General features: G+C 59.2%; 15 protein-coding genes and 1 riboswitch. Of the genes, 11 read left to right on the forward strand and 4 right to left on the reverse strand.

The genetic code is table 11. The annotated features are described in order from the left end of the window. Positions 1-4: 4 nt before the first annotated feature. On the reverse strand, positions 5-157 hold the full coding sequence (gene sgrT, locus ACOYA6_RS13325; protein ID WP_072036676.1) for a glucose uptake inhibitor SgrT: 153 nt from the start codon (positions 155-157) through the stop codon (positions 5-7). An 87-nt stretch (positions 158-244) separates the two neighbouring features. Here sgrT and sgrR point away from each other — a divergent pair, with 87 nt between their 5' ends. From sgrR to thiQ, 4 genes are all read left to right on the forward strand, one after another. Next, on the forward strand, positions 245-1,900 hold the full coding sequence (gene sgrR, locus ACOYA6_RS13330) for an HTH-type transcriptional regulator SgrR (RefSeq protein WP_422654825.1): 1,656 nt from the start codon (positions 245-247) through the stop codon (positions 1,898-1,900). Positions 1,901-1,936: 36 nt separating this feature from the next. Beyond that, a riboswitch (TPP riboswitch) is annotated at positions 1,937-2,036 on the forward strand. Positions 2,037-2,070: 34 nt separating this feature from the next. Further along, entirely contained in the window at positions 2,071-3,054 is a 984-nt protein-coding gene (thiB, locus tag ACOYA6_RS13335) for a thiamine ABC transporter substrate binding subunit (RefSeq protein WP_138370423.1), read from the forward strand. Beyond that, positions 3,030-4,640, forward strand: a complete 1,611-nt coding sequence (thiP, locus tag ACOYA6_RS13340; RefSeq protein WP_422654826.1) for a thiamine/thiamine pyrophosphate ABC transporter permease ThiP — start codon at positions 3,030-3,032, stop codon at positions 4,638-4,640. The genes thiB and thiP overlap by 25 nt, the downstream gene beginning before the upstream one ends. After that, positions 4,624-5,319 (forward strand): thiamine ABC transporter ATP-binding protein ThiQ, encoded by a 696-nt coding sequence (gene thiQ / locus ACOYA6_RS13345; RefSeq protein WP_039030395.1) that lies wholly within the window; start codon positions 4,624-4,626, stop codon positions 5,317-5,319. Before thiP ends, thiQ begins: the two co-directional genes overlap by 17 nt. A 6-nt stretch (positions 5,320-5,325) precedes the next feature. On the opposite strand, the gene ACOYA6_RS13350 is transcribed toward thiQ, so the two are convergent. Both ACOYA6_RS13350 and araC read right to left on the reverse strand, forming a co-directional pair. Further along, positions 5,326-6,093: a DedA family protein gene (locus ACOYA6_RS13350; protein WP_422654827.1), complete on the reverse strand. Its 768-nt coding sequence runs from the start codon at positions 6,091-6,093 to the stop codon at positions 5,326-5,328. Between the two features lie 129 nt (positions 6,094-6,222). After that, complete coding sequence (araC, locus tag ACOYA6_RS13355) at positions 6,223-7,068, reverse strand: arabinose operon transcriptional regulator AraC (RefSeq protein ID WP_039030397.1); 846 nt, start codon at positions 7,066-7,068, stop codon at positions 6,223-6,225. Between the two features lie 335 nt (positions 7,069-7,403). Between araC and araB the strand changes: the two genes are divergently transcribed. From araB to rluA, 6 genes are all read left to right on the forward strand, one after another. After that, positions 7,404-9,113 (forward strand): ribulokinase, encoded by a 1,710-nt coding sequence (gene araB / locus ACOYA6_RS13360; protein WP_039030398.1) that lies wholly within the window; start codon positions 7,404-7,406, stop codon positions 9,111-9,113. 10 nt (positions 9,114-9,123) lie between these two features. Beyond that, positions 9,124-10,626, forward strand: a complete 1,503-nt coding sequence (gene araA / locus ACOYA6_RS13365; protein WP_039030399.1) for an L-arabinose isomerase — start codon at positions 9,124-9,126, stop codon at positions 10,624-10,626. A 51-nt stretch (positions 10,627-10,677) separates the two neighbouring features. Next, on the forward strand, positions 10,678-11,373 hold the full coding sequence (gene araD, locus ACOYA6_RS13370; protein WP_138370419.1) for an L-ribulose-5-phosphate 4-epimerase: 696 nt from the start codon (positions 10,678-10,680) through the stop codon (positions 11,371-11,373). 154 nt (positions 11,374-11,527) lie between these two features. After that, on the forward strand, positions 11,528-13,885 hold the full coding sequence (polB, locus tag ACOYA6_RS13375; RefSeq protein WP_422654828.1) for a DNA polymerase II: 2,358 nt from the start codon (positions 11,528-11,530) through the stop codon (positions 13,883-13,885). 129 nt (positions 13,886-14,014) lie between these two features. Further along, complete coding sequence (gene rapA, locus ACOYA6_RS13380) at positions 14,015-16,921, forward strand: RNA polymerase-associated protein RapA (RefSeq protein WP_039030402.1); 2,907 nt, start codon at positions 14,015-14,017, stop codon at positions 16,919-16,921. A gap of 12 nt (positions 16,922-16,933) precedes the next feature. Beyond that, a complete protein-coding gene (gene rluA / locus ACOYA6_RS13385) occupies positions 16,934-17,593 on the forward strand; it encodes a bifunctional tRNA pseudouridine(32) synthase/23S rRNA pseudouridine(746) synthase RluA (RefSeq protein ID WP_422654829.1) in 660 nt (219 codons plus the stop codon). 40 nt (positions 17,594-17,633) lie between these two features. On the opposite strand, the gene djlA is transcribed toward rluA, so the two are convergent. Beyond that, positions 17,634-18,452: a co-chaperone DjlA gene (gene djlA, locus ACOYA6_RS13390; RefSeq protein WP_039030404.1), complete on the reverse strand. Its 819-nt coding sequence runs from the start codon at positions 18,450-18,452 to the stop codon at positions 17,634-17,636. Positions 18,453-18,692: 240 nt separating this feature from the next. Here djlA and lptD point away from each other — a divergent pair, with 240 nt between their 5' ends. Next, complete coding sequence (gene lptD / locus ACOYA6_RS13395; RefSeq protein ID WP_138370417.1) at positions 18,693-21,041, forward strand: LPS assembly protein LptD; 2,349 nt, start codon at positions 18,693-18,695, stop codon at positions 21,039-21,041. Positions 21,042-21,081: the final 40 nt, after the last annotated feature.

Here is a 21,081-nt window from a genome sequence, read left to right on the forward strand (position 1 = left end):
CAATTCAGCGTTCCGAGGTCGACGTTGTCACCTCCCACTGCATCAGATCTTCCAGTATTTTCAGCCGCTGCTCTGCACACCGGCGGGCCAGCCAGGACACTCCCTTTGTCGCTGAGAAGTACTGTTGGTAAAACTGATTTGTGGCAGACCTCTTCATATTCACCTCCTCGCTTCATCGAAGTGAATTATTGGCTTAATATAGGGATTAATAAATTGCTGATTTTTTGTCAGGAGTTCCCCTTTTATGCCTTCTGGTCGTCTGCAACAACAATTCATCCGCCTGTGGCAGTGCTGTGACGGCCAGACCCGGGACACCACGCTCAGCGAGCTGGCCGATCTGCTCAGCTGTTCGCGTCGCCATATGCGGACCCTGCTTAACACCATGCAGCAGCAGGGATGGCTGAGCTGGGAAGCCGAAGCCGGGCGCGGCAAGCGTTCGCGCCTCACCTTCCTCTACACCGGCCTCGCGCTCCAGCAGCAGCGGGCGGAAGACCTGCTCGAGCAGGATCGCATCGAACAGCTGGTGCAGCTGGTGGGCGATAAAGCCGCGGTGCGCCAGATGCTGGTATCCCACCTCGGACGCAGCTTCCGCCAGGGCAAACACATCCTGCGCGTGCTCTACTATCGTCCGATGAAAAATCTGTTGCCGGGCAGCGCATTACGGCGATCTGAAACCCACATGGCGCGGCAGATTTTTAGCGGCCTGACGCGCATAAATGAGGAAAATGGGGAACTGGAAGCCGACATTGCTCACCACTGGCAGCAGCTTTCCCCGCTGCACTGGCGATTTTTTTTACGGCCCGGCATCCATTTCCATCATGGACGCGAGCTGGAGATGGCCGACGTCATCGCCACGTTGCAGCGCGCCCGCGAATTGCCTCTTTACTCGCACATCAGTCGGATCCAGTCCCCCACCGCCTGGACTCTGGACATCCAGCTCTCTCAGCCCGACCGCTGGCTGCCGTGGCTGCTGGGGTATGTACCCTCGATGCTCCTGCCACGCGAGTGGGAAACCATGCCCAACTTTGCCGCCCATCCGGTGGGGACCGGGCCTTACGCCGTTTCCCGCAACAACAATAATCAGCTGAAGATCCGCGCCTTCGAGGATTACTTTGGCTACCGGGCCTTGATTGACGAAGTGAACGTCTGGGTGTTGCCGGATCTCAACGAAGAGCTGAGCGTCGGCCTGACCCTCGAAGGGCCAACAGAGGGAGAAAAGGCGGTAGAGAGCCGCCTCGAAGAGGGGTGCTACTATCTGCTGTTCGATGCCCGCTCCCATCGCGGTGCCAGCGGCGAGGTGCGCCAGTGGATAAGCCGGATCCTTTCGCCAGCCAACCTTATCTATCAGGCCGAAGAGATGTACCAGTCCTACTGGTTCCCGGCGTATGGCCTGCTGCCGCGCTGGCATCACGCCCGCCCGGGACGCGGCGATAAACCGGCCGGGCTGGAGAGCATCACCCTGACCTTCTACCGCGAACATATTGAACATCGGGTGATCGCCAGAATGATGAGCGAACTGCTGGCGGCCGAGCAGGTGACGCTCAACATTCAGGAGGTCAGCTACGAGGAGTGGCATCGCGGAGAGATCGTAAGCGACATCTGGCTCAACAGCGTCAACTTCACCCTGCCGCTGGATTTCTCGCTGTTCTCCCATCTGTATGAGGTACCGCTTCTGCAAAACTGCATCGCGCGGGACTGGCAGCAGGACGCCGCCCAGTGGCGCGCCGGGGAGATGAATCTTGCGGTCTGGTGCCAGCAGCTGCTGGCCCAGCAGGCGATCGTCCCGCTGATCCACCACTGGCTGATGATCCAGGGGCAGCGCAGTATGCGCGGCTTACGCATGAATACGCTGGGCTGGTTTGACTTTAAATCGGCGTGGTTTGCGCCGCCGGAACCATAACACTTTCGTAATATTCACCAAATCATTACAATACCGCCGTTCTCAACGGGGTGCTGCGCGAAAGCGTGTGCTGAGAAAATACCCGTCGAACCTGATCCGGATAACGCCGGCGAAGGGATTTGAGGCTGTCGCTCAAAATCCTTTGCCACTCTCAAACGATGAGGTGCAAAGTGTTCAAAACTGTTCTTCCCCTGCTGGCGCTGGTTGCGCTGCCTGCCGTTGCCAGTCCTGTACTGACGGTCTACACCTACGACTCTTTCGCTGCCGACTGGGGCCCTGGCCCGGCGGTTAAAAAAGCCTTTGAAGCCGACTGCAAGTGCGAGCTGAAGTTTGTGGCGCTGGAGGATGGCGTCTCGCTGCTCAACCGCCTGCGTATGGAAGGTAAAAACAGCAAAGCCGACGTGGTGCTGGGTCTGGATAACAACCTGCTGGAAGCAGCGACACAAACCGGCCTGTTCGCCAAAAGCGGCGTGCCGACCGATGCGGTTAACGTCCCTGGCGGCTGGAAAAACGACACCTTTGTGCCTTTCGATTACGGCTACTTCGCCTTTGTCTATGACAAAAACAAGCTGAAAAACCCACCGAAAAGCCTGAAAGAGCTGGTCGAGAGCGATAAAAAATGGCGTGTGATCTACGAAGATCCGCGCACCAGCACCCCGGGACTGGGTCTGCTGCTGTGGATGCAAAAAGTGTACGGCGACAAGACGCCGGAAGCCTGGCAGAAGCTGGCCGCTAAAACTGTCACCGTGACCAAAGGCTGGAGCGAAGCCTACGGTCTGTTCCTGAAAGGCGAGAGCGACCTGGTGCTGAGCTACACCACCTCTCCGGCGTACCACATTATTTCGGAGAAAAAAGAGAACTACGCCGCCGCGGACTTTGCCGAAGGCCACTATCTGCAGGTGGAAGTTGCCGCCCGTACCGCTGCCAGCAAACAGCCGGAACTGGCTGAGAAGTTCCTGAAATTTATGGTCTCTCCGTCGTTCCAGAACGCCATCCCGACCGGCAACTGGATGTACCCGGTGACCAACGTGACGTTACCGGCCGGTTTTGACACCCTGGTGAAACCGCAAACCACCCTGGAATTTACCCCACAGGAAGTGGCCGGGAAACGTGCAGCCTGGGTCAGTGAATGGCAACGCGCCGTCAGCCGCTAATCGCCGGCTGGTTACTTCCGGGGCTGCTGGCCGCCATCCTGATGGTGGCCGTCGCCCTGGGGGCCTTTCTGGCGCTGTGGTTTAACGCGCCAGCCACCGACGTCGCGGCGCTGCTGCACGACAGCTATCTGTGGCACGTTATCCGCTTCTCTTTCTGGCAGGCGTTTCTCTCCGCCCTGCTCTCGGTTACCCCCGCCATATTTCTTGCCCGCGCCCTCTACCGGCGACGGTTTCCGGGCAGGCAGGCGCTGCTGCGCCTGTGCGCCATGACCCTGATCCTGCCAGTGCTGGTAGCGATATTTGGCATTCTCAGCGTCTACGGACGTCAGGGCTGGCTGGCCGCCCTGTGCCAGGCGCTCGGACTTGAGTGGACCTTCTCGCCCTATGGCCTGCAGGGGATCCTGCTGGCGCACGTCTTTTTCAACATGCCGATGGCCACGCGTCTGCTGCTGCAGGCGCTGGAGAATATCCCCGGCGAGCAGCGCCAGCTTGCGGCCCAGCTCGGAATGCGCGGCTGGTCATTTTTCCGCTTCGTTGAGTGGCCCTGGCTACGCCGTCAGATCCCGCCGGTTGCGGCGCTGATCTTCATGCTCTGCTTTGCCAGCTTCGCCACCGTGCTCTCGCTCGGCGGCGGCCCGCAGGCCACAACCATCGAGCTCGCTATCTATCAGGCCCTGAGCTACGACTACGATCCGGGCCGCGCGGCACTGCTTGCCATCGTGCAGATGGTCTGCTGTCTGGGGCTGGTGATGCTGAGCCAGCGGCTGGGAAAAGCCATCCCCGTCGGCAGTAACCAGCTCGCGGGCTGGCGCGATCCGCAGGACAACCTGCGTAGCCGTCTGACCGATGGCCTGCTGATCGCCCTGGCGCTACTGCTGCTGATCCCGCCGCTGCTGGCGGTGGTGGCCGACGGTCTGAATCTCAACCTGCTGTCGGTGCTGCAACAGCCGGTGCTCTGGCAGGCGCTGGGCACCTCACTGCGCATTGCGCTGGGTGCCGGGCTGCTCTGCGTGCTGCTGACCATGATGCTGCTGTGGACCAGCCGGGAGCTGTATGCCCGCCAGGCGTTCGTAGCTGGACAGGCGCTGGATCTCAGCGGCATGCTGATCCTGGCGATGCCCGGCATCGTGCTGGCGAGCGGTTTTTTCCTGCTGTTCAACAGCACTGTCGGCCTGCCTGAATCGGCCGATGGCATAGTCATCTTTACCAACGCCCTGATGGCGATCCCCTACGCGCTGAAAGTGCTGGAAAACCCGATGCGCGATCTCAGCGCCCGCTATACCCTGCTCTGCGACTCTCTGGGAATGCACGGCTGGCAGCGGCTGAAGGTGGTGGAACTGCGCGCCCTGAAACGCCCTCTGGCCCAGGCGCTGGCCTTTGCCTGCGTGCTGTCGATCGGTGATTTCGGCGTGGTGGCCCTGTTTGGCAACGATGATTTCCGCACCCTGCCGTTCTGGCTTTACCAGCAAATTGGCTCGTATCGCAGCCAGGACGGTGCCGTCACGGCGCTGCTGCTGCTCTTGCTATGCTTTGCGTTATTTACCGTAATTGAAAAACTTCCGGGGCGTGATGTTAAAACTGACTGATGTAACCTGGCTTTATCAGCACCTGCCGATGCGCTTTACCCTGTCCGTGGGCCAGGGCGAACTTATCGCCGTGCTCGGCCCCAGCGGCGCGGGGAAAAGCACGCTCCTCAACCTGATCGCCGGTTTTCTGCAACCGGCCAACGGCAGCATCACGATTAACGGCCATGACCATACCCGCACGCCGCCGTCACAGCGCCCTGTGTCGATGCTGTTCCAGGAAAACAATCTTTTCACTCATCTGACCGTGCGTCAGAACATTGGCCTCGGCATGCATCCGGGCCTGAAGCTGAACGCTGCCCAGCAGCAGAAGCTAAGCGACATTGCGCTTCAGATGGGGATAGACGATCTGCTGGAACGCCTGCCGGGCGAGCTCTCGGGTGGACAGCGCCAGCGTGTGGCCCTTGCGCGCTGTCTGGTGCGCGAACAGCCCATCCTGCTGCTGGATGAGCCCTTTTCGGCCCTCGATCCCGCGTTACGTCAGGAGATGCTGTTGCTGGTCAAAGAGGTGTGCGAGCGCCAGCAGCTGACGATGTTGATGGTGTCGCACAGCGTGGAAGATGCGGTCAGGATCGCCCGACGGTCGGTGGTGATTGCCGATGGCCGTATCGCCTGGGATGGCGATACGGAACAGCTGGCAAGTGGGAAAGCGAGCGCGTCGCGCCTGCTGGGGATCCACTGACAAGGGTCAGCGGCTGACCACCTTCAATAAGATCTCGCCGTAGACCGGCATCAGCGGGTGGCGAACCAGCATCACCAGCGCGGCCACCGCAACACCCAGGGTGACGGGCGCAAGCCAGAACAGGCGTCCACGCGGCAGGTAATCGCTCAGGCGATCCGACGCCGCCTTTCCGCTGCGCCACAGCCGCCAGCAGAGCCAGGCCGCCAGCCACAGCAGCAGCGCGGTTGCCAGCAACAGCCATTTAAAGCCCCCGCTCTGAACATCGGCAGGAATATCAATCGCTGCCCCGGCCAGAATGCCCGGCAGGAAGTAAAACGGCGGCCACAACAGGCAGCCAATCAGGTTCGGCACGATAAACTTGGCGACCGGCAGATCCAGCATCCCCGCCACCATTGGCACCAGCGGACGCGTCGGGCCCACAAAGCGGCCCACCAGAATGGTAAACATGCTGTGTTGATGCAGGGCATGCTCGGTTTTATCGAGCAGCGCTTTGTTTTTCTTCATGAATGACCAGCGGTGCAGCGGCTTTTTGAAGCGCCAGCCCAGCCAGAATGAGATCCAGTCCCCCAGCAGGCAACCGACGATCCCCGCCAGCCACGCCTGCCAGAAGTTAACCTCGCCGCTGCCAATCAGCGCGCCGAGCCCGGCCATCAGCACCGTGCCGGGCAGGATCAGTCCGACCAGCGCCAGGGATTCCAGAAAGGCCACTAACGCCACGGCGATGAGCGAATAGGTAACGGACTGAGTAATAAAATGTTCCAGCAATGCCTGCATAACAGTTCCGGTCAGGTGACGAAGCAGGGATTCTGCGAACAGAGGCCTGCTGCGTCAAGACAACAATTGTCTGAATAGTTTACCGGGTGTGAGCAGGATCGAGTGATCTTGTTTAGTTTTATTTACCTTTTATTCACACCCCGCGCGGAATTCGCTCGGGCTGGCCCCGGTGCATTTTTTAAAGACCCGGGAAAAGTAGAGCTGATCCTCAAAGCCCACGTTGCGCCCGACGGTGGCAATCGGCATGCGGGTGGTGCTGAGCAGCAGCTTAGCCTGGCTGATGCGCTGATCTTCGCGCCAGCTCAGCACGCTCACCCCCAGTTGCTGCCGGAACAGGTGCGACAGCCGCGACGGCGACAGGCAAACATGCTGGGCGACGCTGGCGATATCGAACTGGCTGTCCGCCAGATGATCGCTAATGTACTGACAGGCTTCGCGCACCCGGTGATCCAGCGGTGGGTTCAGCGATTCGTTGATCGCCTCCATCCGGCGCAGCAGGAGCTGTTCCAGCAGATTGATGGCCAGCAGCTCGGCATAGCGCCCCCCGGCCTGTCCGGCCTCAATGATCTGGGCGAACAGTTCACGAAACTGCGGCTGATGCGCTTCGTCCGGACGGTAGAAGCCGGTATGGGCAAACATCGACGGCCAAGCCAGCCACTCCTGCCAGTAGGCGCGGGGGCGAAAGTAGACCCACTGGTGATACCACTCCCGGGCATCGGGATGACGGCCGTAGTGGTGAATTTCACCCGGCGGAAAGAGCAAAATATCCCCCGGACGGCAGACAAAGGTTTGCTCGCCATTCTTGATGACCCCCTCTCCGCGCACGGTCAGGTTGAGGATATAGCCCTTCATCCCCAGCGGTCGGTCAACGTAAAAATCGAGATAGCCTTCCGCCTCAATGGGCGTCAGTCCTGCAACCAGATGCGCGTTAAACGAGTAGCCCGGCAGCAGGGGATCACTTTGCGTTTCAGCCATATTTTCAGTACTCCTGGCAGTCCTGAAGGAAACCATTTGTCCATATCATCAAAAGCGGCATAAAAACGGGGCGCTCAAAGATCCAAAAGGCATCAGCCCGTTTTTAGGTCCGCCATCATCACGCTTCCGTTGCGATTTATCCGTAACATCGGGCGGGTCGGCGGTAACAAAAGTGTCTATAACCACGGCAGAAATGTCCACATTGATTATTTGCACGGCGTCACACTTTCTCATGTCACAGCAAAATCATCCATAAGATTAGCGGATCCTGCCTGACGATTTTTCCCCTCACTCTCTAATGTTCATTCATATCTGTTTTTTGATGGAGCAACACCATGGCAATTGCGATTGGCCTCGATTTTGGCAGTGACTCAGTACGCGCCCTGGCAGTGGAGTGCACAACGGGTCAGGAGATAGCGACCAGCGTCGAGTGGTATCCGCGCTGGCAGGAGGGGCGCTATTGCGATGCGCCGAACAATCAGTTCCGCCATCACCCGCGTGACTATATCGAGTCGATGGAAGCGGCGATCAAAACCGTGCTGGCAGAGTTAAGTGAAGCGCAGCGCGCTCAGATCGTCGGGATTGGCGTGGACAGTACCGGTTCAACCCCGGCACCGATTGACGCCGACGGCCACGTCCTGGCGCTGCAGCCGGCGTTCGCCGATAACCCGAACGCCATGTTCGTGCTGTGGAAAGACCATACCGCGGTAGAAGAAGCCGAAGCCATCACCCGTTTGTGCCATCAGCCCGGCAAAAACGACTACTCCCGCTACATTGGCGGCATTTACTCCAGCGAGTGGTTCTGGGCGAAAATCCTGCACGTTACCCGTCAGGATCCGCAGGTGGCGCAAGCGGCTGTGTCATGGATTGAGCTGTGCGACTGGGTTCCGGCCCTGCTCTCCGGTACCACCCGCCCGCAGGATATCCGTCGCGGTCGCTGCAGCGCCGGGCATAAATCCCTCTGGCATGAGAGCTGGGGTGGCCTGCCGCCTGCCGCCTTCTTTGACGAACTCGACCCGATCATCAACCAGAACCTCGACTACCCCCTGTTTACCGATACCTGGACCGCCGATATTCCGGTCGGCACGCTGTGCGCCGAGTGGGCGGAACGTCTGGGTCTGCCGCAGACCGTTGCCATCTCCGGCGGCGCCTTCGACTGCCACATGGGCGCGGTTGGCGCGGGGGCTCAGCCCAACACGCTGGTGAAAGTGATCGGCACCTCTACCTGCGACATCCTGACGGCGGATAAAGCCAGCGTCGGCGATCGCGCCGTGAAAGGTATCTGCGGCCAGGTGGACGGCAGCGTGGTGCCTGATTTTATCGGCCTGGAAGCGGGTCAGTCCGCCTTCGGCGACATCTACGCCTGGTTTGGCCGCGTGCTGGGCTGGCCGCTGGATCGGCTGGCGGCTGCGCATCCGGAACTGAAAACCCAGATTGCCGAGAGCAAAAAACAGCTGCTGCCGCAGCTGACTGAAGCCTGGGCGAAAAATCCTTCCCTTGATCATCTCCCGGTGGTTCTGGACTGGTTTAACGGCCGCCGTACGCCGAATGCTAACCAGCGCCTGAAGGGGGTGATTACCGATCTCAACCTCGCCACCGACGCCCCGGCGCTGTTTGGCGGGCTGGTGGCAGCCACCGCTTTCGGCGCGCGCGCCATTATGGAGTGCTTCACCGAGCAGGGGATCGCCGTTAACGAAGTGATGGCCCTGGGCGGTATCGCCCGTAAAAACCCGGTGATTATGCAGGCCTGCTGCGACGTGCTGAACCGTCCGCTGCAGATTGTCGCCTCGGATCAGTGCTGTGCCCTGGGCGCGGCGATCTTCGCCGCAGTGGCGGCAGGCGTGCACGCCGATATCCCGACGGCCCAGCAGCATATGGCGAGCAAGGTGGAAAGCACCCTGCAGCCGCGCGCGCAGCAGGCGCAACGTTTTGAACAGCTTTATCAGCGCTACCAGCAGTGGGCGAAGAGCGCTGAGCAGCACTATCTCCCTGTCGCCGCCCCGGTTAAGAGCATCCCGGAATCCACGGCAACCCTGACACATTAAGGACACGATAATGACGATTTTTAATAATTATGAAGTGTGGTTTGTGATTGGTAGCCAGCATCTTTACGGGCCGGAAGCCCTGCGCCAGGTAACACAGCATGCAGAACATGTGGTCAATGCCCTGAATGCGGAAGCAAAACTGCCGTGCAAGCTGGTGCTTAAACCGCTGGGGACCTCCCCGGATGAAATCACCCACATCTGCCGCGACGCCAACTACGATGATAAATGCGCGGGCCTGGTGGTGTGGCTGCACACCTTCTCCCCGGCCAAGATGTGGATCAACGGTCTTTCCATCCTCAACAAACCGCTGCTGCAGTTCCATACCCAGTTCAACGCGGCGCTGCCGTGGGACAGCATCGACATGGACTTTATGAACCTGAACCAGACCGCACACGGCGGCCGTGAGTTCGGCTTCATCGGGGCGCGTATGCGCCAACAGCACGCGGTGGTAACCGGCCACTGGCAGGACAAACAGGCTCATCAGCGAATCGGTTCCTGGATGCGCCAGGCAGTATCGAAACAGGATACCCGTCAGCTGAAAGTGGTGCGCTTCGGCGACAACATGCGCGAAGTGGCGGTGACCGACGGCGATAAAGTGGCCGCGCAGATTAAGTTTGGTTTTTCCGTCAACACCTGGGCGGTGGGCGATCTGGTGCAGGTGGTCAATGAAATCAGCGACGGCGACGTTAATGCGCTGGTGGATGAGTACGAAAGTAGCTATCGCCTGACGGCGGCGGCACAGGTTAACGGGGATAAGCGCCAGAACGTGCTGGATGCGGCCCGTATTGAGCTGGGTATGAAGCGCTTCCTGGAACAGGGCGGCTTCCATGCGTTCACCACCACCTTCGAAGATCTGCACGGCCTCAAGCAGCTGCCGGGCCTGGCGGTACAACGTCTGATGCAGCAGGGCTACGGCTTTGCCGGTGAAGGCGACTGGAAAACTGCCGCTCTGCTACGCATCATGAAAGTGATGTCGACCGGTCTGCAGGGCGGCACCTCCTTTATGGAGGATTACACCTACCACTTCGAGAACGGCAACGATCTGGTGCTGGGCTCGCACATGCTGGAAGTCTGCCCGTCGATCGCCGTGGATGAAAAACCGATCCTTGACGTGCAGCATCTTGGCATCGGTGGCAAAGCCGATCCGGCGCGTCTGATCTTCAACACCCGTACCGGCCCGGCCATCAACGCCAGCCTGATCGATCTGGGGGATCGTTTCCGCCTGCTGGTGAACTGCGTTGACGCCGTTGAAACCCCGCACTCCCTGCCGAAACTGCCGGTCGCCAACGCCCTGTGGAAAGCCCAGCCGGATCTGGCGACCGCGTCCGAAGCCTGGATCGTGGCGGGCGGCGCGCACCACACCGTCTTCAGCCATGCGCTGGATCTCAACGACATGCGTCAGTTCGCGGAGCTGCACGACATCGAACTGACGGTCATTGATAACGACACCCGTCTGCCGGCCTTTAAAGATGCGCTGCGCTGGAACGAAGTCTACTACGGTTCAAAACGTTAACAGGGGAACCTTTGGCCTGCCGCAGGGCGGGCCTTTTTTCCTGGAGGATACATGCTGGAAGATCTCAAACGTCAGGTGCTTGAAGCTAACCTGGCCCTGCCGGAACATAACCTCGTTACCCTGACCTGGGGCAACGTCAGTGCCGTCGACCGCGAAGCAGGCGTGTTCGTGATTAAACCGTCCGGCGTCGACTACCGGGTGATGACCGCCGACGACATGGTAGTGGTCAGTCTCGCCACCGGCGAAGTGGTGGAAGGGAAGAAAAAGCCCTCCTCCGATACGCCAACCCATCGCCTGCTCTATCAGGCTTTCCCGTCGATTGGCGGCATTGTTCACACCCACTCCCGTCATGCCACCATCTGGGCGCAGGCAGGGCAGCCAATCCCGGCGACCGGTACCACCCACGCCGACTACTTCTATGGCACCATCCCCTGCACCCGCAAGATGACCGATGCCGAGATCAATGGCGAGTATGAGTGGGAAACCGGTAACGTGATTGTCGAAACCTTTGAGAAACAGGGAATCGACGCCGCGCAGATGCCGGGGGTGCTGGTTCACTCTCACGGCCCGTTTGCCTGGGGTAAAAACGCCGAAGACGCAGTGCATAACGCCATTGTGCTGGAAGAGGTGGCCTATATGGGCATCTTCTGCCGTCAGCTGGCGCCGCAGTTGCCGGATATGCAGCAAACCCTGCTGGATAAACATTATCTGCGCAAGCACGGCGCGAAGGCGTATTACGGGCAGTAAAACCGCCCGGTGGCGCTACGCTTACCGGGCCTACTGGTCCCGTAGGCCGGATAAGCGCAGCGCCATCCGGCAAATGCACCACTGTATAAAACCTCAGCACACCACCCGCAACCAGGCTATAATCAGGCCTGGTTTTGTTTTATGAGAGAACGGCGTGGCGCAGGCGCAACAAGGCTTTTTACTCACCCGGCACTGGCGGGATACGCCCCAGGGTACCGAAGTTGAATTCTGGCTGGCGACCGATAACGGTCCGCTGAACGTCACCCTGCCTGCCCAGGAGTCCGTCGCGTTTATTCCTGAGCCTGACGTCGAAAAAGCCCGCCAGCTGCTGCAGGGTGAAAACGGCTGGCGGCTGACCCCGCTTGAATTGAAAGATTTCCACCGCCGTCCGGTGTACGGCCTCTACTGCCGCGCCCATCGCCAGCTGATGCGCTATGAAAAGCTGCTCCGCGAGGCGGGCGTGACCCTGTACGAAGCCGATGTTCGTCCCCCGGAGCGCTTTCTGATGGAGCGCTTTATCACCGCCCCGGTGTGGGTGGACGGTACGCCCCAGGGCAGTCGGCTGATCGATGCCCGTCTCAAGCCCAACCCACACTATCGCCCGCCCCTGAAATGGGCGTCGGTGGATATTGAAACCACCCGCCACGGCGAGCTCTACTGCATCGGCATTGAAGGCTGCGGCCAGCGGGTTGTCTATATGCTGGGCCCGGCGAATGGGGACGCCTCCGGGCTCGATTTTCAGCTGGAGTACGTCAACAGCCGCCCGCACCTGATCGAGAAACTTAACGCCTGGTTTGCGCAGCACGATCCGGACGTCATCATCGGCTGGAACGTGGTGCAGTTTGATTTGCGGGTTCTACAAAAACACGCCGAACGCTACCGCATTCCTCTCCTGCTCGGGCGCGGCAACAGCGAGCTGGAGTGGCGCGAGCACGGGTTTAAAAACGGCGTCTTCTTTGCCCAGGCTAACGGGCGCTTGATTATCGACGGCATCGAGGCGCTGAAATCGGCGTTCTGGAGCTTCTCGTCATTTTCGCTGGAGTCGGTGTCGCAGGAGCTGCTCGGCGAGGGCAAATCCATCGACAACCCGTGGGACAGGATGGACGAAATTGACCGCCGGTTCGCGGAAGATAAACCCGCTCTGGCCACCTATAACCTGAAAGACTGCGAGCTGGTCACGCGCATTTTCCACAAAACCGAGATCATGCCGTTTCTGCTGGAGCGCGCCACGGTCAATGGCCTGGCGGTCGACCGGCACGGCGGCTCGGTGGCCGCCTTCAGCCATCTCTACTTTCCGCGCATGCACCGGGCGGGCTATGTGGCCCCGAATCTCGGTGACGTGCCGCCCCAGGCCAGCCCCGGCGGCTACGTGATGGACTCCCGCCCCGGCCTGTACGACTCGGTGCTGGTGCTGGATTATAAAAGCCTTTATCCGTCGATCATTCGCACCTTTCTTATCGATCCGGTCGGGCTGGTGGAAGGCCTCGCACAACCGGATGAGCAGCACAGCACCGAAGGATTCCTCGGGGCGCGCTTCTCCCGGGAAAAACACTGCCTGCCGGAGATCGTCAGCCAGATCTGGTACGGGCGCGAAGAGGCCAAACGCCACGGCAATAAGCCGCTCTCCCAGGCCCTGAAGATCATCATGAACGCCTTTTACGGCGTGCTTGGCACCAGCGCCTGCCGCTTCTTCGATCCGCGCCTGGCCTCATCGATTACCATGCGCGGCCACGAGATCATGCGCCAGACCAAAGTGCTGGTGGAGTCCCAGGGCTATGACGTGATTTATGGCGACACCGACTCCACCTTCGTCTGGCTGAAGGGCGCGAAAAGCGAAGCGGAGGCTGCCGCCATCGGCCAGTCGCTGGTGGAGTACGTTAACAGCTGGTGGCGAACCCAACTGCAGAACGCGGGCCTGACCAGCGCCCTGGAGCTGGAATATGAGACCCACTTCTGCCGCTTTTTAATGCCCACCATCCGGGGAACCGATCAGGGCAGCAAGAAACGCTACGCCGGGCTTATCCAGGAGGGGGAAAAGCAGCGGATGGTGTTCAAAGGGCTGGAAACCGTGCGTACCGACTGGACCCCGCTGGCGCAGCGCTTCCAGCAGGAGCTTTATCTGAAAATCTTCCGTCGCGAGCCCTATCAGGAGTTTGTGCGCGAAACCATCGCCAGCCTGATGGCGGGCGAACTGGATGCGCAGCTGGTCTACCGCAAGCGCCTGCGCCGCCCGCTTGCGGAGTATCAGCGCAACGTCCCGCCCCACGTCCGCGCCGCCCGGCTTGCCGATGAAGAGAACGTCCGCCTCGGGCGCGCGCCGCAGTATCAGAACCGCGGCACCATCAAGTACGTCTGGACCACCAGTGGCCCGGAACCGGTGGATTATCAGCGTTCGCCCCTTGACTATGACCACTACCTTACGCGCCAGCTACAGCCCGTCGCGGAGGGAATTTTACCGTTCATGGACGACGACTTTGCTACACTGATGACAGGTCAGTTGGGGCTATTTTGACAGGTGACGAAATCGCTGCCATCCAGTACCATAGCGCCCTTTCCATTCCCGGACCCATTATTCGATTACCGTCATTTCCCGACGGTGGTTGAACTATTGCCTGCAATTAAAGATTAGAGCCGAACAAATATGCCTTTTACACTTGGTCAACGCTGGATCAGCGACACAGAAAGCGAACTTGGGTTAGGAACTGTCGTGGCGCTGGATGCGCGTATGGTGACTCTCCTTTTCCCCGCCACCGGTGAAAACCGTCTGTATGCGCGCAATGATTCCCCTGTGACCCGCGTGATGTTCAACCCGGGCGACACCGTTACCAGCCATGAAGGCTGGCAGCTGAAGATTGAAGACGTAAAAGAAGAGAATGGACTGCTCGCCTATATTGGTACCCGTCTTGATACCGACGAGACCGATGTCATGCTGCGCGAAGTGCTGCTCGACAGCAAGCTGGTGTTCAGCAAGCCTCAGGATCGCCTGTTCGCCGGTCAGATTGACCGCATGGATCGCTTCTCGCTGCGCTACCGCGCGCGTAAGTTCCAGAGCGAGCAGTACCGTATGCCCTGGAGCGGCCTGCGCGGCCAGCGCACCAGCCTGATCCCCCATCAGCTAAACATCGCTCATGACGTGGGCCGTCGCCATGCGCCGCGCGTCCTGCTGGCGGATGAGGTCGGCTTAGGTAAAACCATCGAAGCGGGCATGATTTTGCATCAACAGCTGCTCTCCGGCGCGGCCGAGCGCGTGCTGATTGTGGTGCCAGAAACCCTGCAGCACCAGTGGCTGGTGGAGATGCTGCGTCGCTTCAACCTGCGTTTTTCCCTGTTTGACGACGAGCGCTACGCCGAAGCCCAGCACGATGCCGATAACCCGTTCGAAACCGAACAGCTGGTGATCTGCTCCCTGGACTTCGTGCGCCGCAGCAAGCAGCGTCTTGAGCACCTGTGCGATGCCGAATGGGACATCATGGTGGTCGATGAAGCGCACCATCTGGTGTGGAGCGTCGATGCCCCAAGCCGCGAATATATGGCGATTGAACAGCTGGCCGAGCGCGTGCCTGGCGTGCTGCTGTTGACCGCAACCCCGGAACAGCTGGGTCTGGAGAGCCACTTTGCGCGTCTGCGCCTGCTGGATCCAAACCGTTTCCATGACTTTGACCTCTTTGTCGAAGAGCAGAAAAATTACCGCCCGGTGGCGGACGCCGTTGCCCTGCTGCTGGCAGGCAAACACCTCTCCAACGAAGAGCTCAACACCCTGAGCGATCTGATTGGTGAACAGGATATCGAGCCGTTACTGCAGGCCGCCAACAGCGATCGTGACGGCGCCGACGCCGCTCGCCAGGAGCTGGTCTCCATGCTGATGGACCGCCACGGCACCAGCCGCGTCCTGTTCCGTAACACCCGTAACGGGGTTAAAGGCTTCCCGAAACGCGAGCTGCACACCATCCGTCTGCCGCTGCCAACCCAGTACCAGACGGCCATCAAGGTCTCCGGCATCATGGGCGCACGCAAAACGGCGGAAGAGCGCGCCCGGGATATGCTCTATCCGGAACAGATTTATCAGGAATTTGAAGGCGACAGCGGCACCTGGTGGAACTTCGACCCGCGCGTTGAGTGGCTGATGGGCTATCTGACCGCCAACCGTTCCCAGAAGGTGCTGGTTATCTGCGCCAAAGCCACCACCGCGCTGCAGCTGGAGCAGGTTCTGCGCGAGCGGGAAGGTATTCGCGCGGCGGTGTTCCATGAAGGCATGTCCATTATCGAACGCGACCGCGCGGCGGCATGGTTCTCCGAAGAGGACAGCGGCGCGCAGGTGCTGCTCTGCTCCGAAATCGGTTCCGAAGGGCGTAACTTCCAGTTCGCCAGCCGTCTGGTGATGTTCGATTTACCGTTCAACCCGGATCTGCTGGAGCAGCGTATCGGCCGTCTGGATCGTATCGGTCAGGCGCACGACATTCAGATCCACGTCCCGTATCTGGAAAAAACCGCCCAGTCCGTGCTGGTGCGCTGGTTCCACGAAGGACTGGATGCGTTTGAACATACCTGCCCGACCGGCCGTACCATTTACGACAGCGTGCACAGCGAGCTGACAGGCTATCTGGCCTCACCGGAAAACACCGACGGCTTCGACGATCTGATCAAAACCTGCCGTGAACAGCATGACGCCCTGAAAGCGCAGCTGGAACAGGGCCGCGACCGTCTGCTGGAGATCCACTCCAACGGCGGCGAAAAGGCCCAGGCGCTGGCCGAGAGCATTGAAGAGCAGGATGACGATACCAGCCTGATCAGCTTCGCCATGAACCTGTTTGATATCGTCGGTATCAACCAGGACGATCGCGGCGAGAACCTGATTGTGCTGACCCCGTCCGACCATATGCTGGTGCCGGACTTCCCGGGCCTGCCGGAAGATGGCTGCACCATCACCTTCGAGCGTGACGTGGCGCTTTCCCGCGAAGACGCGCAGTTCATTACCTGGGAGCATCCGCTGATCCGCAACGGTCTGGATCTGATCCTCTCCGGCGACACCGGCAGCAGCACCATTTCGCTGCTGAAGAACAAGGCGCTGCCGGTCGGCACCCTGCTGCTGGAGCTGATCTACGTGGTTGAAGCCCAGGCGCCGAAACAGCTACAGCTCAACCGCTTCCTGCCGGCAACGCCAGTACGTCTGCTGCTGGATAAGAACGGAACCAACCTGGCGGCGCAGGTCGAGTTTGAAAGCTTTAACCGTCAGCTGAGCGCGGTGAATCGCCATACCGGCAGCAAGCTGGTAAACGCGGTGCAGCAGGACGTGTATACCATTCTCCAGCAGGGTGAACCTCAGATCGAGAAAGCGGCGCGTGCCCTCATTGACGCAGCGCGTAGCGAAGCGGATGAAAAACTGTCGGCGGAGCTGTCGCGTCTGGAGGCCCTGCGTGCGGTGAATCCGAATATTCGTGACGATGAACTGGCGGCGATTGAAACCAATCGCCAGCAGGTGCTTGAGAGCCTCGAGCAGGCGGGATGGCGTCTGGATGCGCTACGCCTTATCGTTGTGACGCATCAGTAAGCGGAGCGAAACATGTTGATGGAACCCTACAATCCGCCGCAGGATCCGTGGCTGGTCATTCTGTATCAGGATGAGCACATTATGGTGGTCAACAAGCCGAGCGGCTTGTTGTCCGTGCCGGGCAGGCTGGATGAGCACAAAGACAGCGTGATGACGCGCGTGCAGCGCGATTATCCGCAGGCAGAGTCCGTCCACCGTCTGGACATGGCGACCAGCGGTGTGATTCTGGTGGCGCTGACCAAGGCGGCAGAGCGCGAGCTGAAGCGTCAGTTTCGTGAGCGCGAGCCGAAGAAGCAGTACCTTGCGCGCGTCTGGGGACATCCACAGCCGTCTGAAGGGCTGGTTGATCTGCCGCTCATCTGCGACTGGCCTAATCGCCCGAAGCAGAAGGTCTGCTACGAGACCGGCAAGGCGGCGCAAACCGAGTATGAAGTGCTGGAGTACGCGGCGGACAACAGCGCCCGCGTGCTGTTAAAACCCATTACCGGTCGCTCGCACCAGCTGCGCGTGCATATGCTGGCGCTGGGTCATCCAATTCTGGGGGATCGCTTTTATGCCACGCCAGAAGCCCTGGCCATGGCGCCGCGCCTGCAGCTGCACGCTGAGATGCTCACCATCACCCATCCGGAATATGGCACGCCGATGACCTTTAAGGCACCGGCGGATTTCTGACGACTTGCCCGGCGGCACGACGCTTGCCGGGCATATCCTCTTATTTAAAACCCTTCTGCTCTTTAATGAGCTCGTAGGCTTTCTGAATTTCCTGCGCTTTTTGCTTCGCCATCTCCATCATCTCTGGCGGTAACCCTTTCGCCACCAGCTTATCCGGGTGATGCTCGCTCATCAGCTTGCGGTAGGCGCGCTTGATGGTCGTTGGCTCATCGGTCGGCTTCACGCCCAGCACGTTACAGGCATCTTCCAGGGTTGGTCCGCGCTGCGCCTGCTGCCAGCCGCCACCGCCCGCCTGCTGTTGCTGATAGCCGCCGCCAAACTGCGCCCCGCCCTGCATCATGCGCAGGAACTGATCGAACTGGGTTCGGGAGATGCCCAGCTCTTCGGCGATGACATACAGCACCTCACGTTCGTTCGGGTGGAGCGAACCGTCGGCAAACGCTGCCTGGATTTGAATCTCCAGAAACATCCGAATTAAGTCGAAGCGCCCGAAGCAGATACTGCGGAACTGACGCATTTTTTCGCGCAAGGGATAGTTGTCCGCCTTGCCGATACGAAATGCGTGTTGCGCCGCCGCCCGGGAGTCGCCGTGCAGGTTCATGCGATCCATAAACTGGCTGGCGATGTGGATGTCGGCCTCGGTCACCCGCCCTTTCGATTTGGTCAGATGGCCCATAACCTCGAACGTCGTCGCAAAAAAAAGCGCCTGGCGTTCACGCTGGTTGGCGAACCAGGCCATCTTACGACTTCGTGCTTTATCAAACATATGGCCGATAAGCAGCCCCAGAACGATACCCCAGAAGCCCGCGCCCATCAGTAAAGCGAACGCCACGCCGATAATTTTTCCCCAATACTGCATATACTCCCCAAATGGTGATGTATTTAAACCAGCGCAACGCCATCATTCCGGTGGCCTGGCCACGGTCAAGTGAAGGACATCGCCTATAATTTGCATTATCATACTCGTCATTCAATAACGAGCCTATCACCATGGCTTGTTTACGGGCAGGATTAACGCTGGCACTGTGATGATGAGTAAGATAGTCTCTGACCGTTTGCCAGCGATAAGCCACTGATGACGGAACAATAAATAAAACGTATGAAAAAACGTATCCCCACCCTCCTGGCCACGATGATAGCTACGGCTCTGTATAGTCAACAGGGTCTGGCAGCCGATCTCGCCTCGCAATGTATGTTGGGTATTCCCAGCTATGATCGCCCGCTGGTTCAGGGTGATACGAACACGCTACCGGTTACCATCACCGCTGACAACGCGAAAGGGAACTATCCTGACGACGCCGTGTTTAGCGGGAATGTAGATATTAACCAGGGCAACAGCCGCCTGCAGGCCGATGAAGTTCAGTTGCACCAGAAACAGCCAGAAGGCGCGGCCGAACCGGTACGAACGGTGGATGCGCTGGGTAATGTGCACTATGACGATAATCAGGTCATCCTGAAAGGTCCGAAAGCCTGGTCAAACCTGAATACCAAGGACACTAACGTCTGGGAAGGTGATTACCAGATGGTAGGCCGTCAGGGCCGCGGTAAAGCCGACCTGATGAAACAGCGCGGTGAAAACCGCTACACCATTCTTGAGAACGGGACCTTTACCTCCTGTCTGCCAGGCTCAGATACCTGGAGCGTGGTCGGTAGCGAAGTGATCCACGACCGCGAAGAGCAGGTGGCGGAGATCTGGAACGCCCGCTTTAAGCTCGGCCCGGTACCGGTCTTCTACAGCCCGTATCTGCAGTTACCCGTGGGCGATAAACGTCGCTCAGGTTTCCTGATCCCCAACGCCAAGTACAGCACCTCAAACTATTTTGAGTTCTATCTGCCGTACTACTGGAACATCGCGCCCAACATGGACGCCACGATCACGCCGCACTATATCCACAAGCGCGGCAACATCATGTGGGAAAACGAGTTCCGCTATCTGACGCAAGCGGGTGAAGGTCTGATGGAGCTGGACTATCTGCCATCGGATAAGGTCTTCCAGGACGAGCATCCAACAGAAGGCGATAAACACCGCTGGCTGTACTACTGGCAGCACGCCGGGGTAATGGATCAGGTATGGCGCTTCAACGTTAACTATACCAAAGTCAGCGATCCTTATTATTTCAACGATTTCACCTCGAAATACGGTTCAAGTACCGACGGCTACGCCACGCAGATCTTCAGCGCAGGCTACGCGGTCAAAAACTTTGACGCCACCGTATCGACCCGTCAGTTCCAGGTGTTCAGCAGCCAGAACGCCAGCACCTACGGTGCGGAACCGCAGCTGGACGTCAACTGGTACCAGAACGACGTCGGTCCGTTTGATACCCGCATCTACGGCCAGGCCGTGCATTTCGTGAACACCAACTCCGATATGCCGGAAGCGACGCGTATTCACCTTGAGCCGACCATTAACCTGCCGGTGTCAAACGACTGGGCGAGCCTGGATACCGAAGTGAAGCTGATGGCGACCCACTATCAGCAGGATAATCTGGAGACGTACAACGCCAATAACGGTACCCATCTGGAAGAGTCCGTTAACCGTACGCTGCCGCAGTTCAAGATGGACGGAAAGCTCATCTTCGAGCGCGACATGAACTGGAGCGAGGGTTACACCCAGACGCTGGAGCCGCGCGCGCAGTACCTGTACGTGCCGTATCGCGATCAGAGCAACATCAATAACTACGACTCTTCTCTGCTGCAATCCGACTATAGCGGCCTGTTCCGCGACCGTACTTACGGTGGTCTGGACCGCATTGCTTCGGCTAACCAGGTGACTACCGGTGTCACAACCCGCGTATTTGATGATGCTGCGGTTGAACGTTTTAATGCTTCCATTGGTCAAATCTACTATTTCACCGAATCGCGTACTGGCGATGACAACATCAACTGGGAGAAAAACGACAAAACCGGCTCCCTGGTCTGGGCGGGTGATACCTACTGGCGCATGACGGATCGCTGGGGGCTGCGTGGCGGCCTGCAGTACGATACGCGTCTGGATAACATTGCCACCAGCAGTGCCACCGTTGAGTATCGCCGTGATGAAGACCGTATGGTGCAGCTGAGCTACCGTTACGCCAGCCCGGAGTATATCCAGGCAACGTTACCTAACTTCTCGACGGCCGAACAGTACAAAGAGGGCATTTCGCAAGTGGGTGGCACGGCAAGCTGGCCTATTGCCGATCGCTGGTCAATCGTCGGCGCGTACTACTTTGACACCAATCAGAGTAAGTCGGCGGATCAGATGCTGGGTCTGCAGTATAACTCCTGCTGTTACGCGATCCGCGTCGGTTACGAGCGTAAGCTGAACGGCTGGGATCCTGACAAAGGTCAGAGCGAGTACGATAACGTCATCGGCTTTAACATCGAGCTGCGTGGCCTGAGTTCCAACTATGGTCTGGGTACTCAGCAGATGCTGCGCTCACCGATTCTGCCGTACCGTAGTTCATTATGATGTACTTGATTTAACACGTAATCCGCTTTGCGGTTAATTG

This window comes from Leclercia barmai, from assembly GCF_049312895.1.
GTDB classification, from domain to species: Bacteria; Pseudomonadota; Gammaproteobacteria; order Enterobacterales; family Enterobacteriaceae; genus Enterobacter; species Enterobacter barmai.

Excerpts from the sequence above, each read along its gene's own strand:
- sgrT (WP_072036676.1), bottom strand. The coding sequence starts at position 157 with ATGAAGAGGTCTGCCACAAATCAGTTTTACCAACAGTACTTCTCAGCG.
- araD (WP_138370419.1), top strand. The coding sequence starts at position 10,678 with ATGCTGGAAGATCTCAAACGTCAGGTGCTTGAAGCTAACCTGGCCCTG.
- rapA (WP_039030402.1), top strand. The coding sequence starts at position 14,015 with ATGCCTTTTACACTTGGTCAACGCTGGATCAGCGACACAGAAAGCGAA.
- lptD (WP_138370417.1), top strand. The coding sequence starts at position 18,693 with ATGAAAAAACGTATCCCCACCCTCCTGGCCACGATGATAGCTACGGCT.
- araA (WP_039030399.1), top strand. The coding sequence starts at position 9,124 with ATGACGATTTTTAATAATTATGAAGTGTGGTTTGTGATTGGTAGCCAG.
- ACOYA6_RS13350 (WP_422654827.1), bottom strand. The coding sequence starts at position 6,093 with ATGCAGGCATTGCTGGAACATTTTATTACTCAGTCCGTTACCTATTCG.
- thiQ (WP_039030395.1), top strand. The coding sequence starts at position 4,624 with ATGTTAAAACTGACTGATGTAACCTGGCTTTATCAGCACCTGCCGATG.
- araB (WP_039030398.1), top strand. The coding sequence starts at position 7,404 with ATGGCAATTGCGATTGGCCTCGATTTTGGCAGTGACTCAGTACGCGCC.
- araC (WP_039030397.1), bottom strand. The coding sequence starts at position 7,068 with ATGGCTGAAACGCAAAGTGATCCCCTGCTGCCGGGCTACTCGTTTAAC.
- rluA (WP_422654829.1), top strand. The coding sequence starts at position 16,934 with ATGTTGATGGAACCCTACAATCCGCCGCAGGATCCGTGGCTGGTCATT.
- thiP (WP_422654826.1), top strand. The coding sequence starts at position 3,030 with ATGGCAACGCGCCGTCAGCCGCTAATCGCCGGCTGGTTACTTCCGGGG.
- djlA (WP_039030404.1), bottom strand. The coding sequence starts at position 18,452 with ATGCAGTATTGGGGAAAAATTATCGGCGTGGCGTTCGCTTTACTGATG.
- sgrR (WP_422654825.1), top strand. The coding sequence starts at position 245 with ATGCCTTCTGGTCGTCTGCAACAACAATTCATCCGCCTGTGGCAGTGC.